At 70.6% G+C, this 15,112-nt stretch carries 6 protein-coding genes, 1 tRNA gene and 1 rRNA gene; 7 read left to right on the top strand and 1 reads right to left on the bottom strand.

Going from position 1 to position 15,112, the window contains the following annotated elements:
* The 3 genes from rrf to ACF061_RS26720 all read left to right on the top strand — a co-directional run.
* A 5S ribosomal RNA gene (rrf, locus tag ACF061_RS26730) occupies positions 1 to 86 on the top strand; the annotation flags it as partial.
* A 99-nt stretch (positions 87 to 185) separates the two neighbouring features.
* Positions 186 to 881, top strand: coding sequence for a DegT/DnrJ/EryC1/StrS family aminotransferase (locus ACF061_RS26725; RefSeq protein ID WP_392269512.1), 696 nt, complete (start codon positions 186 to 188; stop codon positions 879 to 881).
* A 41-nt stretch (positions 882 to 922) separates the two neighbouring features.
* Positions 923 to 995, top strand: a tRNA-Thr gene (locus tag ACF061_RS26720).
* A gap of 94 nt (positions 996 to 1,089) precedes the next feature.
* Here ACF061_RS26720 and ACF061_RS26715 read toward each other — a convergent pair.
* Positions 1,090 to 3,843 (bottom strand): SpoIIE family protein phosphatase, encoded by a 2,754-nt coding sequence (locus tag ACF061_RS26715; protein WP_392269511.1) that lies wholly within the window; start codon positions 3,841 to 3,843, stop codon positions 1,090 to 1,092.
* 392 nt (positions 3,844 to 4,235) lie between these two features.
* Between ACF061_RS26715 and ACF061_RS26710 the strand changes: the two genes are divergently transcribed.
* The 4 genes from ACF061_RS26710 to ACF061_RS26695 all read left to right on the top strand — a co-directional run bounded on the left by ACF061_RS26710 (position 4,236) and on the right by ACF061_RS26695 (position 15,079).
* Positions 4,236 to 9,791, top strand: coding sequence for a HAMP domain-containing protein (locus ACF061_RS26710; RefSeq protein ID WP_392269510.1), 5,556 nt, complete (start codon positions 4,236 to 4,238; stop codon positions 9,789 to 9,791).
* Between the two features lie 291 nt (positions 9,792 to 10,082).
* Entirely contained in the window at positions 10,083 to 10,766 is a 684-nt protein-coding gene (locus ACF061_RS26705) for a two-component system response regulator (RefSeq protein ID WP_392269509.1), read from the top strand.
* A 404-nt stretch (positions 10,767 to 11,170) separates the two neighbouring features.
* Complete coding sequence (locus ACF061_RS26700; RefSeq protein ID WP_392269508.1) at positions 11,171 to 13,942, top strand: DNA translocase FtsK; 2,772 nt, start codon at positions 11,171 to 11,173, stop codon at positions 13,940 to 13,942.
* Positions 13,943 to 14,227: 285 nt separating this feature from the next.
* Entirely contained in the window at positions 14,228 to 15,079 is an 852-nt protein-coding gene (locus ACF061_RS26695) for a helix-turn-helix domain-containing protein (RefSeq protein ID WP_392269507.1), read from the top strand.
* The last annotated feature ends 33 nt before the right edge of the window (positions 15,080 to 15,112 follow it).

Genomic DNA, 15,112 nt, shown 5'->3' with positions numbered 1-15,112 from the left:
GTTACATTCCGAACCCGGAAGCTAAGCCTCACAGCGCCGATGGTACTGCAGGGGGGACCCTGTGGGAGAGTAGGACACCGCCGAACAAATTTTGAAAGGGTTGGACCCCGAACTTCGGTTCCGGGTCCAACCCTTTTTTGTTCGCCGTCACTTGAAGTTCACGTTGTGCTACGAGCATCCGCGCCATGGGTACTGCTGCACTGCTCAGAGCCGCCGGCGTCGGAGTCGGCGACGAGGTCGTCGTGCCGGCGTTCGGCAATGTGGAGGTCGCCGAGGCGGTGGCCCGGATCGGAGCGTCGCCCGTCTTCGCCGACATAGATCCGGTGACGTACTGCCTCGACGCCGCTGCCGTGGAAGCGGCCGTAACTCCCCGGACGGCGGCCGTCGTTGCCGTCCACCGCTTCGGGCGGCCGGCCGATGTGGCGGGGCTGCACGGCGTCGGACGGCGGCACGGACTGCTGGTGCTGGAACACCGCGAGAACGGGGCGTCGTACGACGAGACGGCCCGACGCAGGGAACGGGCCGCCTATCTGGACACGAAACTGCGCGGAGTGCGGACGCCCGACGGCGGCCGGGGGCACACCTACCAGCAGTACGTGGTCCGGGTGCCCGGCAACGGCCGGCCGGACCGGGACGCCTTCGCACGGGCCGTACGGGCCAGGGGAGTCGACTGCCGGGTGCCCGTGAAGACCCCCGTGCACCGGCTGCCCGAGTTCCGCCGGTGCGTGTCGCTGCCGGAGACGGAACGAGCCGCGGCCGAGACGCTGGCGCTACCGGTGGACGCCTCGTTGACCCGTCGGGAGATGCAGCGGGTCGTCTCGGCCTGCAACGCGCTCGGTGGGCCGATCGTGGTTGGGAGCACGGCCGGATTCGGGGTATGATCTATTTCGTCGCCGCGGGGGAAACCTCGAAAAGGCGACCGGCCCCTATAGCTCAGTCGGCAGAGCGTCTCCATGGTAAGGAGAAGGTCAACGGTTCGATTCCGTTTGGGGGCTCCCGCGGGAAAGGCCCCGCCCTTCGGGGCGGGGCCTTTCGCATTCCCGTAGCGGTCACCGGGCCGGGCCCGGCACGAGCGGTCTCGTGCCGGGCTCAGTCCTTCGGGACCTCCGGCACTCGCATCGCGAGGATCGCCATGTCGTCGGACGGGGCGTCCGACGCGAAACGCTCCACAGCTCGCATGATCCGGGCGGCGACCGCGCCGGCCGTCAGGCCCGTGCAGGTGGTGAGGACGTCCGCGAGTCCGTCGTCGCCCAGCATGCGCGTGCCCTCGCGGCGCTCGGTGACGCCGTCCGTCACGCACAGCAGGACGTCGCCCGGTTCCAGCGTGACCGACTGCTCGTACAGTTCCAGGTCCTCCATGACGCCGAGGAGCGGCTGGGGTTCCGCGGCCGGTTCCACCGTGCCGTCCTGGCGCAGGCGCAGCGGCAGCGGGTGACCGGCGCACACCACCTTCAGGTGGGCGCTGCCGTCCTCCTGCGGCCACAGCTCGCCGTACAGGAGGGTGAGGAAGCGGCTGCGGGCTCCCTCGTCGAGGATCGCCGAGTTGAGGCGTTGCAGGACCGCAGGGCCGTCGTAGCCCTCTCTGGCCAGGAGCCTGAGGGCGTGCCGGGCGAGGCCCGTGACGGCGGCCGCCTCCGGGCCGGTTCCGCAGACGTCCCCGATGGCGAAGCCGTAGGCGCCGTCGCGGATGGGGAAGAGATCGTAGAAGTCGCCGCCCACCTCGTTGCCCTCGCCGGCCGCGCGGTAGATGACATCGACCTCCACGCCGTCGATGTGCGGCAGCCCGGGCGGCAGCAGGCTGCGCTGGAGGGACTGGCTGATGGCCGTGCGCTCCGAGTACAGCCGGGCGTTGTCCAGGGCGAGGGCGGCGCGGCGGCTCAGGTCCTCGGCCAGCTCCAGGATCTCCTGGCGGAAGTGGTCGTCGGTGGGCTTGCCGAGGGTCAGCATCCCGATGACACGGTTGCGGGCGACCAGCGGCAGCACGACCGTCTCGCCGCCCACCGCGGCGGCCGTGGCCAGGGTCGGCCCGATGGTGGTGCCGATCCGGTGGTGCGAGTCGCCGAGGCTGAGGCTGCGCATGGAACTGCGCAGGGCGGCCTGGTGGGCGGCCTCGCCGGGGGCGGACCAGACGCGCGCGCCGGGGGTCGGCACCGGGTCGGGCGGGGCGATCTTCGACAGCAGGGACTTGATGCCGTCGATCAGCTCCTCGTCCTCGTGCAGGACGTAGGAGAGGTAGGGCTCCGAGGCCTGGTCGGCGATGGTGTAGACGGCACACCAGGTGGCGAGGGTGGGGACCGTCATCTGCGCCATCAGGGCCAGGGTCTGGTCGCGGTCCAGGGTGCCGGCCAGCAGGTCGGAGGCCTCGACGAGGAAGCTGAGGGAGCCGCGGCGCAGCCGCTCCAGCTCGCCCAGGCGGGCCGACTCGACGGCCAGGGCGATGCGGTCGGCGGCGAACTGCAGCCGCAGCGCCTCCTCGTTGGAGTATCTGCCGGCGGCTTCGGCGGCGACGCCCAGCGAGCCGGTGAGCCGGCCCTCGACCTTCAGCGGGACCGTGACCACCGAACGCATGCCCGTGCCGCCCAGCAAGGGGACGGCCGCAGGGGTGGCGGTGAGGTCGTCGTGGACCGCGGGCATCCGGGCGGAGCCGTAGCGGCCGGGGCCGGCCTCGACGGGGACCCGGGCGAAGCGCTGGCGGGCGGAGGGCAGGCCGGTGGAGGCGCGGACCTCCAGTTCGGTCTCGTCGTCGGTCGCCAGCAGCAGGAAGGCGGCGTCGCCGTCGAGCATGTCGCGGGCGCGCTCCACGGTGCGCTGCAGCAGGCCGTCGAGGTCGTCGGGGGCCGGGGAGCCGATGAAGACCTCGAAGGGGTCGGTGTTCGGGCCGTCGGCGGCGGTGGCGTCGCCGCCCGCGGCCACGCGCAACGGGGTCTGCAGTACGGCGCGTTCATGGTCCCGCACCAGCAGGCAGACCGTCGACGGTTCGCCGCCGGTGTCGCGGACGCGCAGGTGGGAGGCGTAGACGGGGATGACCCGGCCGTGGGCGCCGCGGATGCCGTAGCTGCCTTCCCAGCGGGAGAGCCGGAGGGCCTCGGCGATGCCGGTGCCGGTGCCGGGAGTGTGCGGCCAGGCCGCCAGGTCGGACAGCGGTTTACCGGTGACCTGCTCGGCGGCGTACCCGAACAGTTCCTCCGCGTCCTCGTTCCAGGCCGCGATGGTGCCGCCGCGGTCGATCTGGACGACGGCGACGCGAACCCGGCCGTCGGCCAGCGGGAGGAGTTCGGCGGGCAGCGCGGGGCCGGCGGCACGGGTGCCGACCGGGCGCTCGGGCAGGTCCAGCCGGAACCAGACCGTCTTGTGCGTGGGCGTGTACTCCACGCCCCAGCGACCGGCCAGCGCCGCGCACAGCTGAAGGCCGCGGCCGCCCTCGCGATCCGGGCTGCCCATGTCGACGGCCGAGCTCTGCAGCGGGACCTCGCGTTCGGGATAGCGGTCGGAGACCTCGATCCGTACCCCTTCGTCACTGCGCAGGCACAGCACGTCGGCGGCCGTGCCGGCGTGGACGACGGCGTTGGTGACCAGTTCGCTGGTGAGGACCACGGCGTCGTCGACGACGTCGCCGAAGCCCCACCCCTGCAGCGTGTCGCGGACGAAGGACCGGGCGGTCGCCACGGATCGCCCCAGGGGCTCGAAACTGGCGGCCGCGCGCGCGGTGATCACTGAACTCCTCGTCCGGTTGTCGACGTACTGGCCCTCGGGGCCGACCGGCTCGCTGCGCTGCTCCGGCAGCTGTGGGCCTTGCGGCCGCGGCTCCGGGGGCTGTCCCCCGGGGATCACTCCGGTGGTCATTGTGTGCGGCCGCCCTCCGATGCCCGCTCGTTTCCGTGCCACCGCCCAGGCCGGACGGACCGGCGCGGCTGGACAGCCGCATGCAAGGTTACTTACCTTCGCCGCCCGCGCGGATGCCGGTCATCGCTGTTTTCGCCCGAGGGTGTGCGGAGGGTGTGCGAAGCTGCCGAACTGTTATGGCCTGGTTCGGTGGGAGTGAAACACTGGGCAGGTTCGGGGTGACGGTGTGGGCGGACCGAGTGGTTCTCCCGGTGCGGGACGGCGGCCCTCTCGGGTGGCCCGGTCGCATCGGGCAGAAGTACGCGGCGGTAACTGTTACGCCGATCAGTAGGCAGTACGAGCAGCAGACCGGAAGTACAGCGGTAGAGGTCGACCCCTGCGGGAGGGACACAGTGGAGTCTGGCGCAGCGACGCGGGGCACGAAGACGCGCGCGAAAGGCGGACAGCCCAGTGCGTCCCAGAGCGGCCGGCGGGCACCGCGCGGTGGCACCACCGCGGTGGACACGGCGGCACTGAACCGGTTGCTGGCCGCGCTGGTGGGCATGCGGGACGGGAACTTCCGCAAGCGGCTCACGGTGTCCGGGGACGGCGTGATGTCGGAGATCGCCGCGGTCTTCAACGAGGTGGCCGACCGGAATCTGCACCTGACGGGCGAGCTGTCGCGCGTGCGGCGCATGGTGGGGCGTGAGGGAAAACTCACCGAGCGGCTGGAGACGGGCGCCTGCGAGGGCTCCTGGGCGGTGGCGATCGAGAACTCCAACGCGCTCGTCGACGATCTCGTGCGGCCCGTCTCCGAGGTCGGCCGGGTGCTGTCCGCGGTCGCCGAGGGCGATCTGTCGCCGCGCATGGAGCTGCGCACACAGGCGCCCGAAGGGGCCGGGCATCCGCTGCGAGGCGAGTTCCTGAAGGTCGGGCGGACCGTCAACAACCTGGTCGACCAGTTGTCGACGTTCACCGACGAGGTCACACGGGTGGCCAGCGAGGTGGGGACCGAGGGGAAGCTGGGCGGGCAGGCGCGGGTGCGCGGTCTGTCCGGTTCCTGGAAGGACCTCACGGACTCCGTCAACACGATGGCGTCCCGGCTGACCGCGCAGGTGCGCGACATCGCGCTGGTGACGACGGCGGTCGCCAAGGGCGATCTGTCACGCAAGGTGACGGTGCATGTCGCCGGTGAGATGCTGGAGCTGAAGAACACCGTCAACACGATGGTCGACCAGCTCTCCGCGTTCTCCTCCGAGGTGACGCGGGTCGCCCGTGAGGTGGGCACGGACGGCATCCTGGGGGGCCAGGCGCATGTGCCCGGGGTGGACGGCACGTGGAAGGAACTCACCGATTCGGTGAACCTCATGGCCGGCAACCTGACGGCCCAGGTGCGCGGCATCGCCCAGGTCACCACCGCCGTCGCCAACGGCGACCTGTCGCAGAAGGTGACGGTTCCGGCGCGCGGCGAGGTCGCGCGGCTGGCCGAGACGATCAACCAGATGACCGAGACGCTGCGGATCTTCGCGGACGAGGTCACCCGGGTGGCCAACGAGGTCGGCGCGGAGGGCCGGCTGGGCGGCCAGGCGAACGTGCCGGGTGTCGCCGGGACGTGGAAGGACCTGACGGACTCCGTCAACACGGTGTTCCGGAACCTCACCACTCAGGTGCGGGACATCGCGGCGGTGACGACGGCCGTGGCCAGCGGTGATCTGTCGCAGAAGGTCACGGTGGACGTGGCCGGCGAGATGCTGGAGCTGAAGAACACGGTCAACGGCATGGTCGACCAGCTGTCGTCGTTCGGCGCCGAGGTCACGCGGGTGGCGCGGGAGATCGGTGTCGAGGGTGAGCTGGGCGGTCAGGCGCAGGTGGCGGGCGCGGCGGGTACCTGGAAGGACCTGACCGACTCCGTCAACACGGCGTTCCGCAACCTCACCGGTCAGGTGAGGAACATCGCCCAGGTGACGACGGCCGTGGCCAACGGCGACCTCTCCCAGAAGGTCACCGTGGACGTCTCGGGCGAGATGCTCAAGCTGAAGAACACCGTGAACACGATGGTGGACCAGCTGTCGTCGTTCGCCGACCAGGTGACCCGGATGGCCCGGGACGTGGGCACCGAGGGCCGGCTGGGCGGACAGGCCCGGGTGGACGGCGTGTCGGGGACGTGGAAGGAGCTCACCGACTCCGTCAACTCCATGGCGTCCAACCTGACCGGTCAGGTGAGGAACATCGCCCAGGTGACGACGGCGGTGGCCCGCGGCGACCTCTCGCAGAAGATCGACGTCGACGCGCGCGGGGAGATCCTGGAGCTGAAGAACACCATCAACACGATGGTCGACCAGCTCTCCGCCTTCGCCGACCAGGTCACCAAGGTGGCGCGCGAGGTGGGCACCGACGGCCGCCTGGGTGGGCAGGCGCAGGTGCCCGGGGTGGCCGGTGTGTGGCGCGACCTCACCGACTCGGTGAACGGCATGGCCGGGAACCTCACCTCGCAAGTGCGCAACATCGCGCAGGTGGCCACCGCCGTGGCCCGCGGCGACCTCTCGCAGAAGATCACCGTGGACGCGCGCGGGGAGATCCAGGAGCTGAAGAACACCCTGAACACGATGGTGGACCAGCTGTCGTCGTTCGCCCAGGAGGTCACGCGGGTCGCCCGCGAGGTGGGCACCGAGGGCATTTTGGGCGGTCAGGCCGAGGTGCAGGGGGTGGCCGGCACCTGGAAGGACCTCACCCAGTCGGTGAACTTCATGGCGAACAACCTGACCATCCAGGTCCGCAACATCGCCGAGGTCACGACCGCCGTCGCCAAGGGCGACCTGTCGAAGAAGATCACCGTCGACGCCAAGGGCGAGATCCTCGAACTCGTCACCACCGTCAACACGATGGTGGACCAGCTGTCGTCCTTCGCCGAGCAGGTCACCCGGGTCGCGCGTGAGGTGGGCACCGAGGGCATCCTGGGCGGTCAGGCCCACGTGCCGGGCGTCGTCGGCATCTGGAAGGACCTCAGCGACAACGTCAACCTGATGGCCAACAACCTCACCGTGCAGGTCCGCAACATCTCGCAGGTGGCGGCCGCGGTCGCCAACGGCGACCTGACGAGGACGGTGACGATCAAGGCGCGCGGCGAGGTGGCGCAGCTCGCCGACACCTTCAACACCATGGTGAAGACGCTGAGCTCGTTCGCCGACCAGGTCACCAAGGTGGCCCGGGAGGTGGGCACGGACGGCATCCTGGGCGGCCAGGCGTACGTCCCCGGCGTGGCGGGCACCTGGAAGGACCTCACCGAGTCGGTGAACCAGATGGCGTCCAACCTGACCGGTCAGGTGCGCAACATCGCCATGGTCACCACCGCCATCGCCAAGGGTGACCTGACGAAGAAGATCGACATCGACGCGCGCGGGGAGATCCTGGAGCTGAAGACGACCATCAACACGATGGTGGACCAGCTGTCCTCGTTCGCCGAGGAGGTCACGCGGGTGGCCCGCGAGGTGGGCACCGAGGGGCAGCTGGGCGGTCAGGCGCGGGTGCGGGACGTCGACGGCACCTGGCGGGACCTGACCGAGTCGGTGAACGAGATGGCCGGGAACCTGACCCGGCAGGTGCGGGCCATCGCGCGGGTGGCGACCGCCGTGACCCGCGGCGACCTGAACCTGAAGATCGACGTCGACGCCTCCGGCGAGATCCAGGAACTCCAGGACTACATCAACAAGATGATCGCCAACCTGCGCGACACCACGATCGCCAACAAGGAGCAGGACTGGCTGAAGGGCAACCTGGCCCGGATCTCCGCGTTGATGCAGGGCCGACGGGACCTGGAGGACGTGGCGTCTCTGATCATGAGCGAGCTGACGCCGGTGGTCTCCGCGCAGCACGGCGCGTTCTTCGTCGCCATGCAGCCGGCGGACGGCAAGGAGCTCGGCGGCGGCCCGGACAACGCCTACGAGCTGCGCATGCTGGGCTCCTACGGCTACTCGATGGGTTCCATGCCGACGTCGTTCCGGCCGGGCGAGGCGCTGATCGGCACGGCCGCCCAGGAGAAGCGCACGATCCTCGTCTCGGACGCGCCCAGCGGCTACCTGAAGATCTCCTCCGGGCTCGGCGAGGCACCGCCCGCGCAGGTGATCGTGCTGCCGGTGCTGTTCGAGGGGAAGGTGCTCGGCGTCATCGAGCTGGCCTCCTTCACGCCGTTCACGCAGATCCAGAAGGACTTCCTGAACCAGATCGCGGAGATGATCGCGACCAGCGTCAACACCATCTCCGTCAACACCAAGACCGAGCAGTTGCTGAAGCAGTCCCAGGAGCTGACCGAGCAGCTGCGCCTCCGGTCGGAGGAGCTGGAGCAGCGGCAGAAGGCTTTGCAGGCCTCCAACGCCGAACTGGAGGAGAAGGCCGAGCTGCTGGCCCAGCAGAACCGGGACATCGAGGCGAAGAACTCCGAGATCGAGGAGGCGCGGCAGGTCCTGGAGGAGCGCGCCGAGCAGCTCGCGGTCTCCATGCGCTACCGCAGCGAGTTCCTGGCCAACATGTCGCACGAGCTGCGGACGCCGCTGAACTCCCTGCTGATCCTGGCCAAGTTGCTCGCCGACAACGCCGAGGGGAACCTGTCGCCGAAGCAGGTGGAGTTCGCCGAGACCATTCACGGCGCCGGCTCCGACCTGCTCCAGCTGATCAACGACATCCTGGACCTGTCGAAGGTCGAGGCGGGCAAGATGGACGTCTCCCCGACGCGCATCGCGCTCGTCCAGCTCATCGACTACGTCGAGGCCACCTTCCGGCCGCTGACCGCCGAGAAGGGCCTGGACCTGTCGGTGCGGGTGTCGCCGGAGCTGCCCGCGACCCTGCACACCGACGAGCAGCGGTTGCTCCAGGTGCTGCGCAACCTGCTGTCGAACGCGGTGAAGTTCACCGACTCAGGGTCGGTGGAGCTGGTCATCCGTCCGGCGCGGGACGACGTTCCGCAGGCGATCCGGGAGCAGTTGCTGGAGGCCGGGTCGCTGACCGATCCGGACGCGGACATGATCGCGTTCTCCGTCACCGACACCGGCATCGGCATCGCGGCCAGCAAGATGCGGGTGATCTTCGAGGCGTTCAAGCAGGCCGACGGCACCACCAGCCGCAAGTACGGCGGTACGGGCCTCGGACTGTCCATCTCGCGGGAGATCGCGCAGCTGCTCGGTGGCGAGATCCACGCGCAGAGCGAGCCGGGCCGCGGCTCGACGTTCACCCTGTACCTGCCGCTGCACCCGGGCGAGCTGCCGCCGCAGGGCTACCAGCAGCCCGCCTCCGCCCTGGACGCCGACGAGCTGGTGGCCGCGGCCGAGCCGCACCTGTCCGAACTGCCCGGCCTGTCGGACCTGTCGGAGCTGTCGGCCGCGGAGGTCGAGACGCCGGCCGAGGTGAGGTCGTACCAGGAGACGCAGAACGGGGCCGCGGCGCTGTTCCGGCGCCGCCGCAGGGCGCTGCCCGCCGGTGAGCAGCGGCCCGGGCAGCAGGCGCAGCCGGCGCCGTCGGCGCCTTCGGGGCAGGAGCCGCGACCGGCTCCGTCCGCGGTGGAGGCGGCCGCGGCCGCGCAGGGGCGCCGGGACGTCCGGTTCGGCGGCGAGAAGGTGCTCATCGTCGACGACGACATCCGCAACGTCTTCGCGCTGACCAGCGTCCTGGAGCAGCACGGCCTGTCCGTGCTGTACGCCGAGAACGGCCGCGAGGGCATCGAGGTCCTGGAGCAGCACGACGACGTGGCGGTCGTCCTGATGGACATCATGATGCCGGAGATGGACGGGTACGCGACGACGACGGCGATCCGCCGGATGCCGCAGTTCGCCGGGCTGCCGATCATCGCGCTGACCGCGAAGGCGATGAAGGGCGACCGGGAGAAGGCGATCGGGTCGGGCGCCTCCGACTACGTGACCAAGCCGGTCGACCCCGACCACCTGCTGTCGGTGATGGAGCAGTGGATGCGTGGCGAGTGAGGGGGACGCGGCGGCGGGTACCTTGGGGACGCGAGCGGAGTTGTTGACTCCGGGTGCCCGAAGTCGTGTAGAAGTGCGGGAATCGGGGAACCTTCTGGTCTCCTGCCGCGTTTCCGCTATGTGCACAGTGACATCGCGGTGACAGGGTGTGGTGACGGGCGGGGTGCGGCTACGATGACCGGCACAAGGACGGGCGGCGAAAGGAAGTCGTCCCCTGGGGCGGCACCCGCCGGTGCCTCCCCGGTTCCTGCGGACAGGGGCGGCCCCAAGCCGGGGCGAGGAGGGCGGGCCATGGTGCAGAAGGCCAAGATCCTCCTGGTCGATGACCGGCCGGAGAATCTGCTGGCGCTGGAGGCCATCCTCTCTGCGCTCGATCAGACGCTGGTGCGGGCATCCTCCGGGGAGGAAGCACTCAAAGCGCTGCTCACGGATGACTTCGCGGTCATCCTGCTGGACGTCCAGATGCCGGGCATGGACGGATTCGAGACAGCCGCGCACATCAAGCGGCGGGAGAGGACCCGGGACATCCCGATCATCTTCCTCACCGCGATCAACCACGGCCCGCACCACACCTTCCGGGGTTATGCCGCGGGCGCGGTCGACTACATCTCCAAGCCGTTCGACCCGTGGGTGCTGCGCGCGAAGGTCTCGGTCTTCGTCGACCTGTACATGAAGAACTGCCAGCTGAAGGAGCAGGCCGCTCTGCTCCGCCTCCAGTTGGAGGGCGGCGGCAAGGAGGGTGGCGTCGGCGAGGGCAAGGAGGCCGCGGGCCTGCTCGCCGAGCTGTCCGCGCGCCTGGCGGCCGTCGAGGAGCAGGCGGAGGCGTTGTCCAAGCAGCTCGACGACGAGTCAGCGGACGCGGCGGCGGTGGCCACCGCGGCCCACTTGGAGCGCAAGCTGACCGGCCTGCGCCGGGCCCTCGACGCACTGGAGCCGGGTACGGGAAGCGCTTCCTCGGTGCCGTCCCGGGGGTGAGGGGGCGCCGGTCCTGGGGTGAGGCGGGCGCCGGTCCGGGGTTGGGGCAGGCGTCGGTCGGGGGTTGAGGGTCGGTCGGGCCCGGGTGTCGGCTGGTTGGGCGGGGGTGGAGTCGGGGGCGCGGGGGCGGCGGGGGCTGTCGGCGTTCCCCTGGTTCGGTCGGGTGGCTGATGTGGTGAATGGCGAATTCGGGCCACGATCGGGGTGGGGCTCGGGCTCGGGTGTGGCTCTAAACCGTCATTCGTCGCTGACGGGGCTGGATTCGGGCCGTCGAGCGGGGCGTCTGCCGGGCCCCGGCGCGGTGGTGAGGTCGTGTCAGCTCGGCGTTTCGGTGGAGGCGACACGAACGGGTGAAGCTGTGGGCACACGTGTCCGGCGTCGTCTCCACAGGTAATCTCACACCCATGGCCTCACGTCCCTCCGCAGCCAAGAAGCAGCCCGTGAAGAAGGCGGCCGCTCCCGCGAAGGCTTCGGCGAAGAAGGCCGCGGCGAAAAGGGCTCCCGCCCGGAAGGCGCCCGCCAAGAAGGCCGCGGCGCCCAGGCCCGTGCCCAGGCCCGCCCCGAGTCCCACCGGGGGCGTGTACCGCGTGGTGCGCGCTCTGTGGCTGGGACTCGCGCACGCCGTGGGCGCCGTGTTCCGCGGCGTGGGACACGGCGCCAAGAACCTGGATCCCGCACACCGCAAGGACGGTGTCGCGCTGCTGCTGCTCGCCGTCGCCCTGATCGTCGCCGCCGGAACCTGGGCCGATCTGCGCGGGCCCGTCGGCGACCTGGTCGAGATCCTGGTGACCGGGGCCTTCGGACGGCTGGACCTGCTCGTGCCGATCCTGGTCGGTGTCATCGCCGTGCGCTTCATCCGGCATCCGGAGAAGCCCGAGGCCAACGGCCGTATCGTCATCGGACTGTCGGCGCTCGTCCTCGGGGTGCTCGGTCAGGTGCACATCGCCTGCGGCTCGCCCGCCCGCAGCGACGGCATGCAGGCGATAAGGGACGCCGGCGGCCTCATCGGCTGGGGGGCGGCAACCCCGCTGACGTACGCGATGGGCGCGGTGCTCGCCGTACCGCTGCTCGTGCTGCTCACGGTGTTCGGCCTGCTCGTCGTCACCGCCACCCCGGTCAACGCGATCCCGCAGCGCCTGCGGCTGCTCGGTGTCAGGCTCGGTCTGCTGCCCGACCCGGAGGACGCCGAGTACACCGAGGACGACGCGCGTTACGACGAGCAGTGGCGTGAGGCGCTGCCCGCGCGCCCCCGCAAGCGCCAGGGCGGCCCTCAGGACCACGATGTCGAAGGCGCCGAACTGGAGGCCCTGTCCAAGCGGCGCGGCCGTCCGCGGCGGTCCGCCGTGCCGCAGCCCGACATGGAACGGCAGATGGACGCCGTGGACGTGGCGGCCGCTGCCGCCGCCTCGCTCGACGGCGCCGTCCTGCACGGAATGCCGCCGTCACCGGTCGTCGCGGACCTCACCCAGGGCGTCAGCGCGGGCGACCGCACCGAAACCCCGACCCCGACCCCGGCCCCGACGCCGGTGCCGGCCGCGCGCCCCGAGCCGGACGCCCCCGCGCCGCGCCGCGCCGCGGACGAACCGGCCGCCCGTGCCGCGCGGAAGGAACCGACCGCGGCCGTCCCCGACCTCACCAAGAACCCGCCCGCCGAGACACGCGAACTGCCGCCGCGCGCCGAACAGCTCCAGCTCTCCGGTGACATCACCTACTCCCTGCCCACGCTCGACCTGCTCGAGCGGGGCGGGCCCGGCAAGGCGCGCAGCGCGGCCAACGACGCGATCGTCGACTCGCTCACCACCGTCTTCACCGAGTTCAAGGTCGACGCGCGCGTCACCGGCTTCACCCGCGGTCCGACGGTCACGCGCTACGAGGTCGAACTCGGGCCGGCCGTGAAGGTCGAGCGGATCACCGCGCTGACGAAGAACATCGCGTACGCCGTCGCCAGCCCGGACGTGCGGATCATCAGCCCGATCCCCGGCAAGTCCGCGGTCGGCATCGAGATCCCCAACACCGACCGGGAGATGGTCAACCTCGGCGACGTGCTGCGCCTGGCGGCGGCGGCCGAGGACGATCACCCCATGCTGGTGGCGCTCGGCAAGGACGTCGAGGGCGGCTACGTGATGGCCAACATCGCGAAGATGCCGCACATCCTGGTCGCCGGCGCCACCGGCTCCGGCAAGTCGTCCTGCATCAACTGCCTGATCACCTCGATCATGATTCGGGCGACCCCGGAGGACGTCCGCATGGTCCTCGTCGACCCCAAGCGCGTGGAGCTGACCGCGTACGAGGGCATCCCGCACCTGATCACGCCGATCATCACCAACCCCAAGCGGGCCGCCGAGGCGCTGCAGTGGGTCGTGCGCGAGATGGACCTCAGATACGACGACCTCGCCGCGTACGGCTTCCGGCACATCGACGACTTCAACGCCGCGGTCCGCAGCGGCAAGGCGAAGGCGCCGGCGGGCAGTGAGCGGGAGTTGCAGCCCTACCCGTACCTGCTGGTGATCGTCGACGAGCTCGCCGACCTGATGATGGTCGCGCCGCGCGACGTCGAGGACGCGATCGTGCGCATCACCCAGCTCGCGCGAGCGGCCGGGATCCACCTGGTGCTCGCCACCCAGCGGCCCTCGGTCGACGTCGTCACCGGGTTGATCAAGGCGAACGTGCCCTCTCGGCTCGCCTTCGCCACCTCCTCGCTCGCCGACAGCCGCGTCATCCTCGACCAGCCCGGCGCCGAGAAGCTGATCGGCAAGGGCGACGGACTGTTCCTGCCGATGGGCGCCGGCAAACCCACCCGCATGCAGGGCGCCTTCGTGACCGAGGACGAGGTCGCGGCCGTCGTGCGGCACTGCAAGGAGCAGATGGCGCCGGTCTTCCGGGAGGACGTCACCGTCGGCACCAAGCAGAAGAAGGAGATCGACGAGGACATCGGCGACGACCTCGACCTGCTGTGCCAGGCGGCCGAACTGGTCGTCTCCACGCAGTTCGGGTCGACGTCCATGCTCCAGCGCAAGCTGCGCGTCGGCTTCGCGAAGGCCGGCCGGCTCATGGACCTCATGGAGTCCCGGAACATCGTCGGTCCCAGCGAGGGGTCCAAGGCGCGTGACGTCCTGGTGAAGCCCGACGACCTGGCAGGAGTGCTGGCCCTGATTCGGGGCGAGTCCGAGGGGTAGGCACAAGGAGTGTGTCCGGCGGCCCCCGCCTGCCACGGGCCCGCGGGCGGGGCTCCGTGATCCACCCGTTAGCCACGGGTGGGCAACCCTTTCGGGTGGACGTACGTCAAGTTGAGCGAGAGGCCCGGTGCGGGGTCCGACCACGGGTTTCGCACCTGTCCCGGCATCGGACTGACCGGCCATTCCGATGGCGTACAAAGTCGTACCGCCGGGTCGCTCCACGCTTTGGCACGCCCCTAGACTGAATGTCCAGCACAGGCGGCTACACGCTCGAAAGGCGCCCCCGTGTCCATCGGCAACTCCCCTGAAGACGAGCGTCCGTTCGAAGACGTTTCCGAGGAAGCCCGCCCCTCCATCGGCCGAGTCCTGAAGGACGCGCGGCTGGCCGCCGGTGTGACCCTCGACGAGGTCAGCACCGCCACCCGTGTCCGCAGCACCATCGTGCGCGCCATCGAGGCCGACGACTTCGCTCCGTGCGGCGGCGACGTGTACGCCCGCGGACACATCCGGGCCCTGGCCCGTGCGGTGCGCCTGGACCCGGCACCGCTGCTCGCCCAGTTCGACGCCGAGCACGGCGGGCGTCCCGCCCCCACGCCGGCCGCCCCGCTCTTCGAGGCGGAACGCATCCGTCCCGAGCGGCGCGGGCCCAACTGGACCGCGGCCATGGTCGCCGCGATCGTCGTCGTGGTCGGTTTCGTCGGCTTCACCGCCGTCAAGGGCGTCGGCGGCGACGGCTCCGACAGCAGTGGCAAGGCCCAGGTCGCCGAGGGCTCCACCGCGACCACCGGCGCACCCGCCTCGCCCCGGCCGAAGAACAGCAAGCCCGCCGACCAGAAGCCCGCCCCGTCCGACAGCGCCATCGCGGCCGCGCCCCAGGACAAGGTGACCGTCCAGGTCAGCGCGGCGAACGGGCGCAGCTGGATCTCCGCCAAGGACCACAGCGGCCGCATGCTCTTCGACGGGCTCCTCGGCAAGGGCGAGTCCAAGACCTTCCAGGACAGTACGAAGATCAACCTCATCCTCGGCGACGCCGGGGCCATACAGCTCTACGTCAACGGCAAGAAGATCGAGGACCAGTTCCAGCCGGGCGCCGTGGAACGCCTCACCTACACGAAGGGCGACCCGCAGGTCGGATAGGACCGGAAAAGGGGACCGGGCGGGTACGCGTCA

This window comes from Streptomyces sp. NPDC015220 (genome assembly GCF_043079345.1).
Taxonomy (GTDB): Bacteria; Actinomycetota; Actinomycetes; order Streptomycetales; family Streptomycetaceae; genus Streptomyces.
The sequence above is the reverse complement of the archived record's forward strand: the minus strand, read 5'-3'. Positions and strand labels throughout refer to the sequence as shown.

Bases quoted from the DNA above. Each gene is read 5' to 3' on its own strand.
- ACF061_RS26725 (WP_392269512.1), top strand. From the start codon at position 186: ATGGGTACTGCTGCACTGCTCAGAGCCGCCGGCGTCGGAGTCGGCGAC.
- ACF061_RS26700 (WP_392269508.1), top strand. From the start codon at position 11,171: ATGGCCTCACGTCCCTCCGCAGCCAAGAAGCAGCCCGTGAAGAAGGCG.
- ACF061_RS26705 (WP_392269509.1), top strand. From the start codon at position 10,083: ATGGTGCAGAAGGCCAAGATCCTCCTGGTCGATGACCGGCCGGAGAAT.
- ACF061_RS26715 (WP_392269511.1), bottom strand. From the start codon at position 3,843: ATGACCACCGGAGTGATCCCCGGGGGACAGCCCCCGGAGCCGCGGCCG.